Origin of the sequence: Companilactobacillus baiquanensis (assembly GCF_003946605.1) — a bacterium.
Classification (GTDB): Bacteria; Bacillota; Bacilli; order Lactobacillales; family Lactobacillaceae; genus Companilactobacillus; species Companilactobacillus baiquanensis.
Window position 1 is genome coordinate 125,365 of the sequence record NZ_RHOQ01000002.1, and the last position, 18,876, is coordinate 144,240.

At 35.1% G+C, this 18,876-nt stretch carries 14 protein-coding genes; 6 read left to right on the forward strand and 8 right to left on the reverse strand.

Annotated features, from left to right (window positions below; all coding sequences use genetic code 11):
• Window positions 1-2 precede the first annotated feature (2 nt).
• The 4 genes from grdB to EKM77_RS04345 all read left to right on the forward strand — a co-directional run bounded on the left by grdB (window position 3) and on the right by EKM77_RS04345 (window position 5,405).
• Window positions 3-1,298: a glycine reductase complex selenoprotein B gene (gene grdB, locus EKM77_RS04330; protein ID WP_125592830.1), complete on the forward strand. Its 1,296-nt coding sequence runs from the start codon at window positions 3-5 to the stop codon at window positions 1,296-1,298.
• Window positions 1,299-1,399: 101 nt separating this feature from the next.
• Window positions 1,400-2,938, forward strand: a complete 1,539-nt coding sequence (gene grdC, locus EKM77_RS04335; RefSeq protein WP_125592831.1) for a glycine/sarcosine/betaine reductase complex component C subunit beta — start codon at window positions 1,400-1,402, stop codon at window positions 2,936-2,938.
• A gap of 30 nt (window positions 2,939-2,968) precedes the next feature.
• Window positions 2,969-4,126 (forward strand): glycine/sarcosine/betaine reductase complex component C subunit alpha, encoded by a 1,158-nt coding sequence (gene grdD, locus EKM77_RS04340; protein ID WP_125592832.1) that lies wholly within the window; start codon window positions 2,969-2,971, stop codon window positions 4,124-4,126.
• Between the two features lie 151 nt (window positions 4,127-4,277).
• Window positions 4,278-5,405, forward strand: coding sequence for a serine hydrolase (locus tag EKM77_RS04345; protein ID WP_125592833.1), 1,128 nt, complete (start codon window positions 4,278-4,280; stop codon window positions 5,403-5,405).
• Between the two features lie 281 nt (window positions 5,406-5,686).
• Here the strand turns inward: EKM77_RS04345 and EKM77_RS04350 are convergent, their stop codons facing one another.
• From EKM77_RS04350 to trpX, 4 genes are all read right to left on the reverse strand, one after another.
• On the reverse strand, window positions 5,687-6,139 hold the full coding sequence (locus EKM77_RS04350; protein ID WP_164507713.1) for a GNAT family N-acetyltransferase: 453 nt from the start codon (window positions 6,137-6,139) through the stop codon (window positions 5,687-5,689).
• A gap of 191 nt (window positions 6,140-6,330) precedes the next feature.
• A complete protein-coding gene (locus EKM77_RS04355; protein WP_125592835.1) occupies window positions 6,331-7,080 on the reverse strand; it encodes an ABC transporter ATP-binding protein in 750 nt (249 codons plus the stop codon).
• Complete coding sequence (locus EKM77_RS04360; RefSeq protein WP_125592836.1) at window positions 7,077-7,967, reverse strand: ABC transporter permease; 891 nt, start codon at window positions 7,965-7,967, stop codon at window positions 7,077-7,079. Before EKM77_RS04360 ends, EKM77_RS04355 begins: the two co-directional genes overlap by 4 nt.
• The gene (gene trpX, locus EKM77_RS04365; RefSeq protein WP_125592837.1) at window positions 7,964-8,971 is read right to left on the reverse strand and encodes a tryptophan ABC transporter substrate-binding protein; all 1,008 of its coding nucleotides are present in this window, start codon (window positions 8,969-8,971) and stop codon (window positions 7,964-7,966) included. The genes EKM77_RS04360 and trpX overlap by 4 nt, the downstream gene beginning before the upstream one ends.
• Window positions 8,972-9,472: 501 nt before the next feature.
• On the opposite strand from trpX, the gene EKM77_RS04370 reads away from it, so the two are divergent.
• Together EKM77_RS04370 and EKM77_RS04375 are read left to right on the forward strand one after the other, a co-directional pair.
• Window positions 9,473-10,549 carry a YibE/F family protein gene (locus EKM77_RS04370; RefSeq protein ID WP_125592838.1) on the forward strand — a complete coding sequence of 359 codons (1,077 nt, stop codon included), beginning with the start codon at window positions 9,473-9,475 and terminating at the stop codon, window positions 10,547-10,549.
• Complete coding sequence (locus EKM77_RS04375) at window positions 10,549-11,310, forward strand: YibE/F family protein (RefSeq protein WP_125592839.1); 762 nt, start codon at window positions 10,549-10,551, stop codon at window positions 11,308-11,310. The genes EKM77_RS04370 and EKM77_RS04375 overlap by 1 nt, the downstream gene beginning before the upstream one ends.
• Here EKM77_RS04375 and EKM77_RS04380 read toward each other — a convergent pair.
• The 4 genes from EKM77_RS04380 to EKM77_RS04395 form a co-directional block, all read right to left on the reverse strand.
• Window positions 11,287-13,347 carry a HelD family protein gene (locus tag EKM77_RS04380; protein WP_125592840.1) on the reverse strand — a complete coding sequence of 687 codons (2,061 nt, stop codon included), beginning with the start codon at window positions 13,345-13,347 and terminating at the stop codon, window positions 11,287-11,289. The two genes, EKM77_RS04375 and EKM77_RS04380, sit on opposite strands and share 24 nt — an antisense overlap.
• A 180-nt stretch (window positions 13,348-13,527) precedes the next feature.
• Entirely contained in the window at window positions 13,528-15,927 is a 2,400-nt protein-coding gene (locus EKM77_RS11130) for a SpaA isopeptide-forming pilin-related protein (RefSeq protein ID WP_125592841.1), read from the reverse strand.
• A gap of 203 nt (window positions 15,928-16,130) precedes the next feature.
• On the reverse strand, window positions 16,131-17,051 hold the full coding sequence (locus EKM77_RS04390; RefSeq protein ID WP_125592842.1) for an aldo/keto reductase: 921 nt from the start codon (window positions 17,049-17,051) through the stop codon (window positions 16,131-16,133).
• Between the two features lie 52 nt (window positions 17,052-17,103).
• The gene (locus EKM77_RS04395; protein ID WP_125592843.1) at window positions 17,104-18,870 is read right to left on the reverse strand and encodes a glycerophosphoryl diester phosphodiesterase membrane domain-containing protein; all 1,767 of its coding nucleotides are present in this window, start codon (window positions 18,868-18,870) and stop codon (window positions 17,104-17,106) included.
• Between the last annotated feature and the right edge of the window lie 6 nt (window positions 18,871-18,876).

The following is an 18,876-nucleotide window of genomic DNA, read 5'->3' on the forward strand; positions in this document are numbered from 1 at the left end:
AAATGACCAAAAAAAGAATTGTGCATTACATAAACCAATTCTTTGCCGGGATCGGTGGTGAAGAGAAGGCTGATGTTAAGCCTGAGAAGAGAGACGGTGTTGTTGGACCTGGTATGGCGTTTAAAGGTCAACTAGCTGATGTAGCTGAAATCGTTGGTACTGTCATCTGTGGTGATAGTTACTTCAATGAAAATGAAGCAGAAGCTTCAGAAACTGTTCTTGAAATGATTAAAAGCTACGATCCAGATCTCGTTATCGTAGGACCAAGTTTTAACGCTGGTCGTTACGGTGTTGCCGCTGGTGCAGTTGCCAAATTGGTTGATACGAATTTACATCTTCCAGTTGTTGGTGGTATGTATCCAGAGAATCCTGGTTTTGAGCTATACAGAAAAAACGGATACTTTGTAGAGGTTGGTAATAGTGCCGCTACAATGAGAAAAGCAATTCCTGCTATGTCTGATGTTGTTAAACAAATTATTAACGGCAATAAAGAAATTACAGGTTATATGCCAAAAGGTCTCCGTGAAAATGTATTCAGAGAAGAACGTGGTTCAAAACGTGCTGTAGACATGCTCGTAGATAAATTAAATGGCAAGGAATTCACAACAGAATATCCAATGCCTACCTTCGACCGCGTTGATCCAGCTCCAGCCGTTAAAGATATTACAAAAGCTAGAATTGCTTTAGTATCTTCTGGTGGTCCAGTTCCAAAAGGAAATCCAGACCACATCGAATCATCAAGTGCATCTAAGTATGGTAAATACAGCTTGAAAGATATTGATGACTTTACACCAGAAAACGGTGAAACAGCTCACGGTGGATATGATCCAGTTTATGCAAATGAGGACTTAGATCGTGTTCTACCAGTCGACGTGATTAAAGAAATGCTTGCTAACGGTGAAATCGGTTCGTTACATGATTATTGGTACGCTACCGTTGGTAATGGTACATCTGTAGCAAATGCTAAGAAGTTTGGTACAGAAATTGCAGGACAATTAAAGAAAGACGGCGTAGATGCTGTTATTCTAACATCCACTTGAGGAACTTGTACTCGTTGCGGTGCAACGATGGTTAAGGCTATTGAAGCCACAGGACTACCAATTGTTCATATGTGTACAATTGTTCCTATTTCTAAAACTGTTGGAGCTAACAGAATTGTTCCTACAGTCGCAATTCCATATCCTCTTGGAAATCCAGAATTGGATCCTAAAGATGAAAAAGAATTACGTAGAAAACTAGTAAGAAAAGCTCTTAAGGCACTTGAAACACCTGTTACTGAACAAACAGTGTTTAGCTAGTAGGGAGCTCAAGAGTTTAAACTAGGAGCCGAAAATAACTTTTCGACTCCTTTTTATATAAGTAACATTTTTTTCAAACAATTATTTTGGGGGTGCAGAGTATGACTTTTCCAGTGCTTAAAGGAACCGCTTATACATTAGTTCATACACCAGATATCTTAGTACATGAAGGTAAATTGCAAGAGAGTGAAATGAGAAACAATCCAGACTCAGATTACCTCAAAGCTATCCCAGATCATTTACGCTCATTCGAAGATGTTGTTGGTTATGGACCTAATCAAGCTTATATTGGTAACATTCATCCACGTGATTTAAATAAAATCGAAAAACCTTGGTATGAAAATCCATTAAAGGATGCTACTGCTGATGGTAAATTCGGTTCGATCATGTCAGAAGACGTTTTTTATGGCTGTTTAAAGGCCGTTGATATGTTTGACTTAGTTGTTTTGGAAGCCAAATATCAAGAAGAGACTGCTAAAAAAATAAATGATGATCCTGTAATTGGCAAGTATTGGGTAACTCTAGATAAATTGACAGAAAACCCCAGCACTGTCGATGAAATCAAATCATTGATCGAGGAAAAAGACGCAAAACCATTGTATCTTGATGGCAAACTTGTGGGATGTATAAAACGTGCACATGAATTTGATGCAGCGTTAACAAGTGATGTTATGTTTGAGAATTTGGTAAGTAAAGCTTCAGCTGCTTATGTTTTAGCTGAATTATTTGCTAAAAATGATATTAAACCTAAAGATGTTGACTATCTAATTGAATGTAGTGAAGAGGGCTGTGGTGACATGTTCCAGCGTGCTGGTGGTAATTATGCTAAAGCCATCGGTGAGATCTGTGGATGTGTAAATGCTACAGGTTCAGATACACGTAGTTTCTGTGCAGCTCCTGCTCATTCAATGGTTGAAGCTTCAGCACTCGTTCAATCCGGAGTATATTCAAATGTTGTAGTTCTTGCCGGTGGATCATCCGCAAAATTAGGTATGAATGGTAAAGACCATGTTAAAAAAGATCAGCCTCTTTTAGAAGACTGTTTAGGTGCTTTTGCTATTCATGTGGGTGAAAATGACGGTAAATCTCCTGTTATCCGTACCGATATCGTTGGTAAGCATAAAATTGGTAGTGGTGCTGCTCCACAAGCAATAATGCAAGCTATCGTTGCGGACCCTCTAGAACAAGTAGGTTTATCGATTAAAGATGTTGACGTATTCTCTGCCGAAATGCAAAACCCTGAAATTACTGTTCCAGCTGGTGCTGGTGATATACCTTCAGCCAATTATAAAATGATTGCTGCTTTAGGAATCATGAAAAAGGTGTTTGCCAAAAGTGAGTTAAATCAAGTCGTTGAAAATATTGGTATGCCAGGATTTGTGCCTACACAAGGACATATTCCATCTGGTGTTCCATTCTTGGGACATGCTAAAGAAATGATTGAAAGTGGTGATATTCACCGTACTATGATCATTGGTAAAGGTAGTTTGTTCTTAGGAAGATTAACGAACCTCTTTGATGGTATTTCATTTATTGTAGAAACAAATGACGGCCATGTTGGAGACGATTCTGTTGATAAAGACACAATTCGTCAAATGATCGCCGAATCAATGAAGCAATTCGCTGATTCTCTAAAATAAAGAATAAACCATCCTTAAGGGGGGAGAAAAATGGAAAATAACGTACAGAACACAATTGCCGATGTGTTTAATGAAATTGCCCAAGGATTAGAGAGTGGTAATTTTGGTTCTAGACCTCGTGTGGGTGTAACGTTACTTGGTAGTGAACATGGCGAAGAAGAAGTTCTTCGTGGTGCAGAACTAGCACAAGCTAATGATCCCTCTATTGAAGTTGTTGCTATTGGTACATTGACGGATACAAAACTGGAAACAGTTGCTGCAACTGATCCTGAAGATGGGCACAACAAAATGGACGAGATGTTGGCTGATGGTAGATTAGATGCTGCTGTAACAATGCATTACACTTTCCCAATTGGTGTATCTACTGTGGGTCGCTCAACTACACCAGGTATTGGTAAAGCAATGTTTCTAGCTAATACCACTGGTACTTCAGATATGGAGCGGATCAGTGCTATGGTAAAGAACACTATTTCTGGTATAGGTGTTGCCAAAGCAAACGGTATAGAAAATCCAACTGTTGGTATTTTAAATATTGACGGCGCTCATCAAGTTGAAAAAGCATTAAATAAGTTAAAAGACAAAGGTTATGACATTAATTTTACGCAAAGTCACCGTGCTGATGGTGGTGTAGAAATGCGTGGTAATGATTTACTTCAAGGCGTTCCAGATATTATGGTAATGGACAGTTTGACAGGTAATATTATTACTAAAGTAATGAGTTCTTTTCTAACAGGTGGAAGTTATGAATCTGTTGGTGAAGGATACGGTCCCGGTGCCGGTAAAGGGTATGATAAGATTATCAATATTGTAAGTCGTGCTTCAGGAGCAAACGTTATTGCTGGTGCATTAAGTTACGCAGGTAGGTGTGTGAAGGGTAACTTGATCACTAGAGTAAACGCTGAATATAAAGCTGCCGAAAATGCAGGCTTGTCAGAAATCTTGGATGGTTTGACAGCTGCTCCAAAGAAAGACGAATCAGCTGAAAAAGTAAAAGAACCCGCTAAAAAGGCTGTTTCAGAAGCTATCTTAGGTATCGATATTCTAGTGCTGGAAGATGCTGTTACAGAGCTTTGGAAGGCTGATATCTACGCTACAAGTGGTATGGGATGTACGGGTCCAGTCGTTATGGTAGCTCCAGAAGATGAAGATCATGCTCGTGAAGTTTTAAAGAAAGCAGACTATTTATAAGAAATAAACCCTCTAGGAAAGATCACATCAAGGGATGTGGTCTTTTTGAGTATTTAATTCCGATATTTTTACTATATTTAAAAATAAAAATGTAATTTATATTATATAATAAGAAATATGACTTTAAAAAAGGGGTAACGGAGGGATCAACGTGATTAAATGTAAAAATTGTGGGTATTTAAATCCTGAAGGATCTAAGTTTTGTGAGAATTGTGGAGCTTCAATAGAACAAAATAGTTCATCACAAAATGAACAACAGACAGAGAATTCTCAAAATAATCAAATGCCTAATAAATCACCCAAGAATCGTAAACCTATTATTATTGGAATTATTGTTTTGTTGCTAATTTTAGCGGCTGGGTACGGTTATATGAAAAGCCAAGATAGTGACGACGATACTAGAACTGAAAATACTGAAAAGTCTGATCATGACGACGACGATAGTGATGACGAATCAGATGATCATGACGATGATAAATCAGATTCAGATGTTAAGACATTGATGTCAAATAATCTCTCAAATATAAAGGGTGATACATCGGCCTATTATTATGATTTAAATAATAATTCGACGGCTAGTTATGGGGATGCTAATTCGGCTCAAAGAGCTGCAAGTGATATTAAAGTTTACATTATGGCAGCGGCTTTTCAAAAAATTAAAGATGGCGATATTTCTTTAAATGATCGATATGAATTAACTAGTGATGATAAAGTAGGCGGAACAGGAATTGTCCAAGACATGCAAGTGGGTGATTCGCTAACTTACCGAGATTTGATTGATTATATGATCACTAAGAGTGACAATACAGCGGCTAATATCATTACAAGAGAAATAGGTGGTATAAGTTCTGTTAATAGTGAGATCGATAAATTAGATTTGAGCAGTAGTACAAAAATGGAACGGATGCTGATGGATCAAGATGCATTAGATGAAGGAAAAGATAACATGACATCAGCGCATGACTTGGCAGTATTCATGAAAAAACTTTATCGACATGACGTGGTTTCTGCAAAATACGATAAAAAAATGCTAGAGATCTTATCTAATACAAGTAATCATTCTAAGATACCGGCTAAAATAAATACTAATGTTGTTGATGTTTATAATAAGACTGGTGAGTATGCAGACTATGGTGTAGAAAATGATGCTGCAATCTTAAAACATGGAAATAAGGCTTTTGTATTAGTTGTAATGAGTCAAAATGGTGATTCTGATGAGCAAAAGGATGCAATCAGTTCATTAGGAAAAGATGTAACTCAAGAGGTTTTTGATGATTAGAGGGTAAAGCCTTATATTTGGTTATATTTTGTTAGATGCCGCCACTGTGCACGAGAAGTTTTTGGCTGCTGTGGGGAACGATTGGGGTCACGGTCCCCAATCTCGGTTTTGAACTTCGCAAAGTACGCGAATTTCAAAACTCGTCCTGTGGTGTAAAGGCTAAAGCCTTAACGCCACCTGCACTGCTGCCGAAAATTCTCGTGCTCAGCGGCTAGATTGGTAATTATCTTAAAAAGAGTACAAAAAATCTGTCAGATTAATTTTGTACTCTTTTTTTGACTTTATTTTTCTGGAGCTAAGCGCATTTTTAAAACTGGAAATGGTCTCCCACTATCATCAGTACTTTGTTGTCGATAAGTGACAAAGCCAATGTGTTCGTAAAAGCCGACTGCTTCAGGATTTTGGGTGTTGACAGTAATTTTGTCAGCTTGATAGTTCGTAACAGCTAGTTTGATCAATTGTTTACCAAGACCCTGTTTACGATAGTTTTGGGTTATGAAAAGCATAGCTATTTCGGTTTTATTAATACCTGCGAAACCAATGGGTTGCCTTTGGTCATTGTAGGCAACGAGTAAATGTGAAACCTGTTTTAAAATATCGGGCAGTAAATCTTTAAAGTATTTAATGTCAGCTTCAGTTAAAAATGAATGGGTATTCCGAACAGCACTTTCCCAAACATCAATCAATTGTAAAATTAAATCAGAGCTGCGTTGTGTTTCCGCTATTATTTTCAAAGTGATCCTCCTTGATTTTACGATAGACAAATTTTTTTCTTCTAATAAGTATTCTTATTTGAATGTACACAAAAACCCCTTAGATATACAGACTTTTTGTTATTTAATCTGTCTACCTAAGGGGCATTATATCCGAAAATCGTTGTTGTACTTTTCAATTAACTCTATATTATTATCTATTCAAAACTGCCTTAGAAGTATTCTAGTAAATCTTGTTCTTTCAGTGCGGCTTTTTGATCTTTATCTAAATCTAAAATTATTTTGCCTTTTTTAAGAACGATCAAGCGATTACCATATTTAATGGCTTCAGTTAAATTATGAGTGACCATCAAACAGGTTAATCCTTTTTCTAGAATTACCTTACTGGTTAGTTCCATTAGTTCTTGGCTAGTTTGAGGATCAAGTGCGGCGGTATGCTCATCAAGTAATAGCAATTCTGGTTTTTGAATGATTGCCATTAGAAAACTCAAAGTTTGTCTTTGACCACCTGAAAGCTTTTCAGTGAACGTATTTAGGCGATTATCTAGGGTTGGTAGATCTTTGGTTAATTCTTTAAATTTCTCGATATTTTCGTTTAATTTTCTAAGACGTAATCTTCTTGGAAGACCACGACGCTGTGCTAAAAGAAGATTTTCGGCAACTGTCATTCTTGGGGAAGTCCCAAGCTTTGGATCTTGATAAACACGACTGATATAACGACTTCTTTTAGCAAGGTTTTTTTGAGTAATATCGTCGTCATTTAATTTAATATCACCTGAAGATAATTTGTTAGCACCAGTGATAGCATCTAGCAAAGTGGATTTACCGGCACCGTTAGTTCCTAATACGACAATAAAATCTTTGGGATATATTTTTAAATTGATTCCATCAAGGATATTTAAATTTTGGTTATCATTGTAAATTGTTTTAACTGCGTCATCGATTTCTAGTAATGGTTTCATTTTGACTTGACCCCGTTTCTAAATGCTCTGAAGAATTGTTCTCTTATTGTAGGAAGTGCTAAACATAGTGCCAGGATAATAGCAGATATTAGTTTTAAATCGTTGGTATTGAATCCTAATTGTAGAACGATCATTAAAATTAGTCGATAAACGATCGAACCAATAACGATCGTGATAATTCTGATACTTAGTGGAACGTCTGGATACAAAACTTCACCGATGATTATTGCTGAAAGGCCGATAACAATAGATCCAATACCCATGTTTACATCAGCAAATCCATTTTGTTGAGCAATTAAGCCACCAGTTAAAGCAACGATACCGTTTGAAACCATAATTCCGATAAATTTCATAACGGTCGTATTGATACCAAGAGAAGCTGCCATAATTTCATTATCACCAGTGGCGATAACAGCTTGACCTTTTTCAGTATTTAAAAAGATTATTAATAGGAAAGTAATGATCGCGATGATAATTATTCCTAAGATGATACCGTTGAAATTAACTGGTAACTTGTTCAAACCATATTGATTAAAAATATTATTTGGTTTGGTTAAAGACATGTTAGCTTTACCAAGGATCCTTAAATTGACGGAATAAAGGGCTGTCATTGTTAAGATTCCTGCTAAAAGGCTAGGAATATGTAGCTTTGTGTACATGAAGGCTGTTGCAAAACCAGCTAAATTACCAAAGATAAAAGCTATCAATAAAGCAATTTCAGCTGAATAACCGTGTTGAATTAGCATAACGGCTGTAACGGCTCCAAGAGGGAAACTTCCTTCAACAGTCATATCAGGAAAATCCAAAATTCTAAATGTAATGAAAAGGCCAATAGCCATAATAGCCCAGATGAAGCCCTGGCTGATAGTTGATATTATTAGATTCATTTTATGATCTTCCCTTCTTTTTGAGCTTTTTTAACTAGTGAATCTGGAAATTGGATGTTTAATTCTTGAGCTTTCTTCTCGTTTAGAATTAAATGTCCTTTTTTAATAAACGTTACGGGCATTGTAGCTGGTTTCCCTTTGCCTCGTAGGATCTTAATTACATCTTCGCCAGTCTTTTGACCTAATTCGTATTGACTAAGTCCGATCGTAGCAAGTCCGCCATCTTTTACCATGGTTGTTGCGGCTGGGAAAATAGGTACGTTTTGTTTTCCAGCAACACTTGAAAGTAATTTCATACCACTGGCAACGGTGTTATCAGTTGGAACAAAAATTGCTTGAGAATTTTCTGATAAGTTGGTAGCAACTTGTTGTAAATCATTAACATTACTAATACTTGAAACTTTTACTTGGATATTATTTTTTTGAGCTAATTTCTTCATAGCTTTCATTTCAGTAGTAGCCGACATATCGCTGGAAGTATAAACAATTCCTAATGTCTTTAAATCAGGCATGATTTCTTTGATTATCTTGAGTTGGCTTTCAAGAGGTGCTTGATCGGAAACACCAGTGATATTGCCACCGGGTTTAGTATTGCTAGGGATGATACCAAAGCCTTTAGGATCGGTAACAGCACCCATGACGATAGGAATACTTGAAGTGGCGTTCTTGAGTGATTGAACTGATGGAGTTGCAATACCAACTGCAACGTCAACGTTATCTTCAACAAATTGTTTACTGATAGTTCTTAAATTACTTTGATCACCTTGTGCATTTTGAAATTCGATTTTAATGTTCTTGCCATTGATATAGCCATGCTTTTTCAAGGTGTCATCTAATCCCTTATTAATTTGATCCAAAGCAGGATGTGACATTAACTGAAGAACACCAATCTTTGGAATTCTGTTCTTAGCAGCTTTCTCAGCATGTCCTGTATAAAAGAAAGCAAATATCAAGAATGCGAATAAAAATATAAGAGTGCCATATAATCGTTTCGTGTGTTTCATTTTTTCTCCCCCTAATGTATAAAAAAAGACAATCTCAGCATAGTGAGATTGTCTTGATAAACAAAAAAATCCCACATGAAATTTAAAAGTTATTCCATGTGGGTGTTATTTAAACGTAGTTTAATAAGCCGACATGGATACAATCCTTTTCAGGCTGCATCCATACCGGATCAACCTGAATTATCGGCTTTGCCAACGATTATTTACGATGTTTAGAGAATTAATATTTTTCATGATTGAAATCTCCTAACTAGTTGATGTAAAAAGACTATTTCATAAATTAAATCTTGTCAACAACAAAATGTTAAATATGCTTAATCCATATGAATGGTAACTTGGTCTAATCCCTTGTACAATAGGGAATCAAGCCGTGCTTTAATATAATTAAAAAAATTTATTTGTTATCTCATTTAGGTGATTTTTTGGTTTAAAATCGTACAAAATTGCGGGATAGAAGTATGATATTGAATGTTCACTAAAATGAATTTAAAGGTGTTTTATATGAAAAAAAATATTATCAGAATTACTTTTGTCATTCTAATTGTTTTAACTGCGACAGTTATTACTCACTTTGATACTTTTTTGTATAAAAGTCCGATCGTTAAAATAGAGCAGGTAAAAGTCGTTGATAAGGATAAAAGTACAGATGAATATAAAAATACTGATACACAAGTTAGTCAGAAATTAACTGGGGTATTTTTAAATACTTCTAAAAAGGGTAAAAAAGTCACTCTGAAAAATTCGTACTATCAGTCTCAACTACTTGATCAAGAATATCGCGTGGGACAGCAAGTTCTCTTATCTAGGTCAGGAAATAATTATACGATTAAAAATGTTAAACGCGATACAACTTTGGTATTCAGCTTAGGGTTAGTAATTATACTTCTATTTTGTATGCAATTTAGCCGAGCTAAATTATTGATCAGTGTGCTGCTCAATCTCTTGGTTTACTTTGGGTTTATTAAACTATTGATTCATAATAATAACGGATTGTTGTTATTAATGACCGTCATAACGTCATTGTTGATCTCGGGTATTGCACTATTGGTAATCTTAGGACCAACTAGCAATGCTTTGATGGCATACTTGAGCACGGTCTGTGCAACTACTGTTTCTATATTATTAAGTGTTTTATTGTTAAAACTTTCTGGAAATAGTGGCGTCCATTTAGAGCTGACTGATTTTGGATTGCAGCCATATTTCAGTGTTTTTCTATCTCAAGTAATTTTTAGTGTTTTAGGAGTTATCTTGGATGAGACGATGGATATTTCATCATCACTTATCGAGATGAAAAAAGAAGTTCACGATGTGAAAGAGAAAGTGTTATTTAAAGCAGGCATCAATATTGGTCGAGAATTGATCGGTCCTTTGATAAATATTTTATTATTCATCGTTATAGCGGAGCATCTAAACTTGATTTTGTTATATTTGAGCAACGGAAACTCCATTGGCTATACTTTTACTATGACCTTGAGTCTGGGATTTGCCCAACTATTAATTAGTGCGATCGGAATTGTTTTGACCGTGCCAATAACTAGTTATATTGCCAGTAAAATTATTTCAAGGAGGGCTTATTAATGCTATTTCTATTAGGAGCTTTTATAGTTTTATTATTGATCGTGGCTGGTAGTAGGGGCTTTTCTTTGTTATTTGGTCTAGCGATAAATTTGATTTCAATAGTAGCGCTACTGATTTTAATTGCGGATGGTTTTAATGTTTTAATAACAACTTCAATAATTTCTTTGATCATCTTGATCGTGGCAATCTATATGAATGTGGAAAACGCTAATACGGCAAATATTGCTTTTAAGACTTCGCTCTTGATCGTGGTCATCATCCTTCTTATTACAATTCCACTGGAATTTTGGGCAAGTGCTCAAGGTATGGGGGTTGAGGATCAAGAGGAACTAGAGGCCTTTTCATTAGCCGCTGGAGTGTCCTTTCCTCAATTAGCAGTGGCGATTATTGTTGTAAATAGTTTAGGAGTTATCTCTGAAACTAGTGTTGCCATTTCAAGTGGGTTGAATGAAATTATTTTAAATAAACCTAGTTTGACCCCTAAAGAAGTATTTGCTGACGGATTTTCAGTCGGCAATAAAATCCTCAGTACCCAAACTAATACTTTGTTATTTAATTTCTTTGCTTCAACATTTCCACTATTCTTCCTAATGAATTCTTTAAATTATAAATTTACTGATATTATTAATGATAAATTACTAGTTGCAGAAATTCTCACAATGCTGATTTGTGCGATGGGAGTTATTTTAACGGTGCCAATAACTTCATATTTTGTCTATAATAAGGCACTGAAAAAATCAGCTAACAGTATTAATAAATAATTTTTTAGAAGCTCTGGATAAAGCTGTGTACATACGATTACTGCCTAAACGACTGTGATCATAATAATTATTGTCATCATTAATGACCATCACATTATCAAATTCAAGACCCTTTGCAGTTATTAATGGCAAAACGACAGTTCCAGCTTTTGGTAAAATACTATCTGATTTCAATAACTGGATATTTAAATCAGCTGCTAATTTCTCAGCTTTTTTAAGATTGGTTGTAATTATCGCTGATAGTTCATCAGGTTTAAAAGTGATCAGTTGTTTCTTGAGGGAAGATAGTAATTTTTCCGGTTCAATACTTAAATAAGTTGGTTTTTCACCGTTATCTTGGATAATTTTAATATTTTCTAACAAATCTTTAGTCCCAAAACTGGTAAATGCCTTCGTTATATAACCGCTGGAACGATAGCTAGTATAAAGATTTCGTTGTTTAATAGAAATATTTTTACGTTCAAAAATTTTTACCAGATCTTTAAATATTTGAGTTGATCCGGTATCTTTGATCGATTGGAATTCATCTCCGACTAGAGTCCAGTGAGCTTTAGGCAGGGCAGTTATTAAGAAATATATTTCATCTAAAGTGTAATCTTGAACTTCATCGATCATAACGAATTTGATATTATTCTTAGCCAAATTAAATAATTTCAGTTTGATAAAACTAAAATCCAAAGCATTGTGCTCACTCTTACCCAAAATATCGTCGATAATTTGAGAAAGATTGAGCCACTTTTTTTGTCGTATATTTTTAATAACATTTCTGTACTGCCAATTCAGCATTTTCTTAGTATTCTTTGTGAGCTCATTGTCAGTTGCGGATGAGATCGATTTTCCAAATATTTTTACTTGTTCTGATTCTGATAAATTATCTAAATCATTTTGGATATCGGGATTTCTTGAATCCAGTTGTATTTTCTCAGTCATATTTTGTATTAATAGTTCAGTTAAGGCATTGATTCTTTTTGTTAATGGTAGTTTTTTTGATGTTTTATTGAACAACTCCAATATTTTATCGGCAGAAAAAATGATTTTATTTTCCTTTTTTAAAGGCTTAAAATCATGAATATTTAATATTAAATCATCAAGTGTGTTATTAATGGTTTTTAAATGACTGTGTTTATTTTTAAAATTCTCACCATTCCCAAAATTTTGTAATAATTGATCAAAGGTCATTTGCGAAGGAGAGCTCTCGCCCAAACTAGGTAAAACGTCATTGATATAACTTGTAAATAGGGAGTTGGGAGTTATTAATAAAACATCTTCTGCAATCAGCGTGTCGCGATATTTATACAAAAGATATGCGATACGTTGTAGTATAACGGATGTTTTTCCACTTCCAGCGATACCATTCACTAGTAGTGCAGATGATTTTTCATCCCGAATAATTAAATTTTGTTCTTTTTGGATGGTAGCGGTAATAGAGGACATTTGATTACTTTTATTTTTTTGAAGTGTTTTGATCAGTAAAGGATCTTGAATGGCGATATCGGTATCAAAGAAGTTTTGAAGAATGTCATCGTGTAGTAAAAACTGACGTCGTAATTTCACATCGACATCTATTTTGAAGTTATTTGCTAGGTAAAAGGTTTTACCCATTTGATTGTTATAATATAAATCTGCAAGGGGTGAGCGCCAATCGATAACTAACTGTTCTTCAGCATTCTTAGAGAGTCCAGTTGAGCCTATATAAAAGGAGATATTTTCTGATTCATCTGGATATTTAAGATTTATTTTGGCGAAATAAGGACTTGGCAATAATTGTTCTGCCTTCTTTTTAGTGATCTCCAGCTGCTTTTGTTTGCTATTAAAATAATCGATTTGCTTATTCATAGTTTCTATTGAGGCAAAAGTATCGAGATTGTCGGCGTAGCTGTCAAAATTTAAGGAAGTATCATGACCAGATTGTTTTTTAAATTTTCTAACTTGTTTAGAATTATTAGTTAACAGATCTTTGGTAGTTTCTAAAATAAGGCTTAATTGTTGATGGACGTTTTCCAAATGTTTTTGTTCTAATTCAAAAGTATTGTTCATAAGATCATCCTCCAAGTTTGGCTTAGATAGTAAATGATATTACGATACGTTTGTAAATAACAGTCTTGTATTCATTCAAAGATCCGTTCATAATTATATATGGAAAGATAAAAAAGTACGACAGAACGTAGTCAATTTTAGATGAAGTTGACTATGTTCCGTCGTACTTTTATTTATGAATTATTTATCAAATTTACGAATTAAACAACCCATTATGAACATAATGACAGCAAATCCAGCAACAATAATTAGAGTATTTCTCTTATCACTTGTTTGTGGCAATCTGCCAGTTCCTGTTGCAGATGATTGTTCAGGAATTGAAGTTTCAGGGAAACTAGGTTCAGTAATAGCTCCAGGTTGACCAGGGTTTACAGGTTCAGATGGAATTGTTCCTTCTGAGTTTCCACTGTCATTTGGATAAGTAGGTTCATTTGGTTCATTAGGAATCTCAGGACTTGTTGTAGGTGGAGTTACACCAGGAATTTCGGGTTGAGCAGGTTCTTCAGGTTCAGGAACTGTAACGCCAGGGATTTCGGGTTCTTCTGGTTTTTCAGGTTCAGTAACACCAGGAATTTCAGGTTCTTCTGGCTCTTCAGGTTCACCAGGTTCAGGAGGAGTAACGCCAGGGATTTCAGGTTCTTCTGGCTCTTCAGGTTCACCGGGTTCAGGAGGAGTAACACCAGGGATTTCAGGTTCTTCTGGTTCTTCAGGTTCACCAGGTTCAGGAGGAGTAACACCAGGGATTTCAGGTTCCTCTGGTTCTTCAGGTTCGCCAGGATTTGTTGTTATGCTTTGAGTATCGGTAGCAGAAACGTCAGTTGTTCCGTCGGCAAGAATTGTAAATTCAATAGGAATTGGATTTAGATCGTAGCCATTAGGAGCAGTTACTTCGGTTAATGTATATTTACCAGCTTTTAATCCGCTTAGATAAATTTTACCTTCGCCATCGGTTTTCAAAGTATTTATGACTTCACCTCTAGAATCTTTTAGTTCATATGTAGCATCTGGTACGGCTAAACCAGTATCTTTATCGGTTTTGGTGAAGTCTAGATTACCAAATTCTTCATTATCATTTGTAGTTGGATAATCGTCGGCATCATATGTAATATATGAGTCTCCGTTAGTTAAATCGTAATAAATAGGACTATCATTTACGAGATAACCATCAGGTGCACTTGTTTCAACTAAAGCATATTTACCAAGAGGTAGATTGGATACTTTAATAGCACCATTTTCGTCAGTAGTGATACCAGTTTTAATTACATTTCCATTAGCATCTAATAGGTTATAAACAGCCCCAGCTAATGGTTTCTTAGTATCAGCAGCGTATTTAGTTAGTCCAAGAGTCCCACTAGTTAAGCTATCACTTTGTTCCAAACTTATAGGAGTATTGGAATTTTCAGTAACACTGAATGTGATCGGATTAGGATTTATATCGTAACCATCAGGAGCCTTAACTTCCTTTAATATATAATTTCCAACTGGTAATTTTTTGATTGTAAATTGTCCGTTTTCATCAGTAGTTACATTGCTCATCAAAACGTTTCCATTAAAATCACTTAATTCATATTCGGCACCAGGTAAAGCGGCACCAGTACCATCAGCGACTTTCTGGAAAGTGACACTACCTAAAGTATTGCCAGATCCAGTACCAGAGCCACCCCAGGTTACATCGGCACCCACATTGCTCTCTACTTGATCAGAAGATAATGCAGCATTGTCAGACCAGTTGTTACCTGATTCGGCATTAGGTTCAATTTCAACTCTAAAGGTCATATCAACAGCTGTGTTAACATCACCAAAATCGAACATAACTTTATTTCCAGAAACAGTTACTTTTGGTGATAAGTAAGTTCCGTTTGGTATGAAGTTACCATTTTCATTATATTCGCCAGCAGGTGCATTCACACTACTGTTAACGTATGTTTGACCAGGGCTTAATGTATCGGTGATCACAACATTTGTAAGATTTTTAGCATCAGGATTAAAGGCGATATTCCAAACAACATATTTTGGAAGACCGTTTTCGTCGTAATCGTACAACCAACCAATTTTGTTGATAGTCCAGTCGAAATGTCCTGGGTTATCAGTATTAGTTTCTGTACCATGACCATTGATGTTCAATGTTCCTTCTCTATCGTGAGAAGTTGAAGATAAAACATCGTTGAAGGTGATAGTACCAGTTGTTTGACCAGCTTTGATACTAAATGTACCTATTTGTTGTCCTTCATCGTTATACATAGGTATATTATTTAAATCACCCCTAGAACTAAATCCTTCAGGTAAGGTAAATACTGCGGTATCGCCAGCCTTTATTGGAACTTCGTCGGCAATAGACCACTTGTAACTTACGGAGAAATTCTCCCAAGTATACATAGTGTCACCATTTTGAACAATATTACCGTTTGAATTGGTTAAAGTAGCATCTGCAGCATCAAGACCAGATACTTGAATTGATGATAGCGGTTGAGTATCGGTGGTAGCAGCACGAGCGGTTTCAGAAGTTGGAACTATCCATGCTAGAAGGGCCAGTAGTATCGTTATCATTGCAATTAAAAGTTTAGACTTTTTAATTCTCATGATTACATCTCCCTTAGCACTATGTGCTCTTTCTTTAACCAACACCAATTATAGTTCCAGGAGAATGAGTAATAAAATTATCAGCCCAATTATAAATTAATACCGATATAACAGTATATAATGTTGTATACCAATTATTTTGTTATAAAAAAGAATCGATCATTTGATCGATTCTTTAGCCACTATATAAAACGGTTTAATAACTATGGTAAATCATTACCTGCTGCAAAATAAATGTCGTACCATTCTTGTTTTGTTAAATCTACGTCTGCACCTTGCGCGCTATCAGTGATATGTTCAGGATTCATCGTACCAATGATAACTTGCATATTTGCTGGATGTCTTAAGATCCATGCAGTTGCAATACCGTTCTTGCTGACATGATATTTATCGGCCAGTTCTTGTAATTTCTTATTTAATTCTGGGAACTTATCATTATTAATGAAAACTCCGTCAAAGAATCCATATTGGAATGGAGACCAAGCTTGAATCGTAACGCCCATACGTCTTGAGAATTCAAGGATACCACCGTCATGATTGATGGAACGAGGATCTTTCATGTTAGTATGCATACCAAAATCGACCATTCCCGTATGCATAATACTAAATTGTAGTTGGTTAATGATCAATCGTTGGCTAACTGCTTCTTGGACCATCAAATATTGTTGTGGGTTAAAATTAGAAACTCCAAAATGTCTAACTTTACCACTAGTCTGTAATTCATCAAAAGCCTCAGAAATTTCTTCTGGTTCCATTAATGGATCAGGACGGTGCAATAAAAATGAGTCTAAATAATCTACACCTAAACGTTTTAAACTTCCGTTAACTGCATCTATTAGATGTTGTTTTGAGAAGTCGTAACGTGTGTCAGCAACAATGCCACCCTTTGATTGGATATATAGGTCGTCACGGTTTACATTGCTTTTCTTCAAAGCTTCGCCAAAGATTCTTTCAGAGTCTCCGTTACCGTAAACATCCGCCGCATCAATAAAATTAATTCCACTATCGTGTGCAGCTTCAATTGTTTTGACCGCTTCATCTGCGGTTAACTTATTCATACGCATGATACCAAGAGCAACCGCTGAAGTTTCCCAACTTGTTTCTCCAATATTTCGTTGTTTCATTAAGTTTCCTCCTAAACGATGCATATTTAATACAGAGTCATTATATCAAATTTTAGAAGGGGCTTTGCATTTGAACTACGTAATTAAAGATCCTCGTTGAATATGAAGCCTCATCAAAATTATTTTTAATTTCCTGTTTCAAATCAGATAAATTATCAGTTATTATTCCGTCAACGTCTAGAAAAATCATTTGATCCATTGAACTGGGACTATTAACAGTCCATGCAAAAACTTTCTTATTAATAGCGTGTGATTCATCTATAAAAGTTGAATTTAGAGTTGTATATTCCATCGTAAAAGCATCAGCGTGTGTTTTTGGTACACCAGATAAATTAAAAGATAGGATATAACTTGCCGGAACGTGTGGCATATATTTCTTACTTTCTTGGATATAATTGTAGTCCAGTGAATGCACCATATCGCCGTTATGTTGTAATTGGTGGTTATATTTATGTGCAAATTTTTTTACAAAGTTAGAACTATTGCCATTAACGTCTTTATATTCAATCAGTAATTTTTGATGTAATTTTGTAGATTCAGCTAGATAATCATCAAAACTAGCAATATAGGCAGTTTGACCATTTTCATGGATCTTGATTTTTTTCAGTTGAGAAAGTGTTAATTGGCTGGGTCGTTTATTAATGCCTGCTAAACCATTTAAAGTATTATCGTGAAAGACTACGTACTGGTGATCCTTAGTTTCTTGAATATCCATCTCAACATAGGTAGGTTTCTCTTTTGCTGTTTTTCTAAGTGCCGGCAGAGAATTTTGGACACCGTTACCGTCGTCAACACCGCGATGAGATATTGTAACGGGTCGCTCTAATAACCATCCCTTGAAATAGACCGTATTATAACTCATAAAACTAAAAAGAATCCCTGCAGCAAGTAAAGCCCAAAACCATTTGTGAACTTTGTTTTCCTGATGTGATTCAAAATATGTCGTTTTTGTTCTACTAAGAATAATTAAAGCGGCAATTGAAGTTCCATAAATACTGGCAGCATAATTAATGATTTGAACTAAAGTCATATTTATCACGGCCATAGGAAACCTAATAAAAGGTATTTTATCGATCAGCCACTGTAAACCAATGATGAGAAATAAAAGTCCTTCAAAAATAACTGGAACTATTGTGATGATTATCAAAAAGATAACTAAATAGTGAACCGTCTGATTTTTTGTTTTTCTCCAACTATAGGTTATAGATTGTTTGATAGTTTTATTTTCAAAAATCATCGCTGGCAAGACAAACAGCCATCTTAATCCAATGTAAAAAATGACAAAATATAAAATTACTAGGATCGCTCCATAATAGAAGTGTTCAGTAAATATCCATTCAATAATAAATTCAGGTATTTTAACTTTATTTAGTAAATTTGAATAAAATCCGATATCTCCAATGGGTAATACGATTAAAAAATAAAGCAAGAAAAAGCCAAAACCTCTAAATGATAATTGGTAGACATTCTTAAAAACATTTTTAAAATAATCACGCCAGCGTAAATTTGCGTGTGATTTAATCGCCTGAAAACTTGTCAAAAGTAACGTAAATTGACTGAATATTAAAATCAGGATCAATAATAAAATAAGCAATAACCCAAGTATTACTAAAGGTTTACTTGTCATTAAATTTAATATATTTGTGTAAGAAATATAATTAACATTTCCTAAATCTAAAATACTATTGGTTAAAACGTTTAAAATTGGAATCACGATCAAGTTGATCGATAACTCCACTAAAATAATAATTTGACTGTATTTCCAAAAATTTTCCCAAAAAGTACGATTTAATGCTTTAAACTCTTTAAAACTCCCCATGTTTTA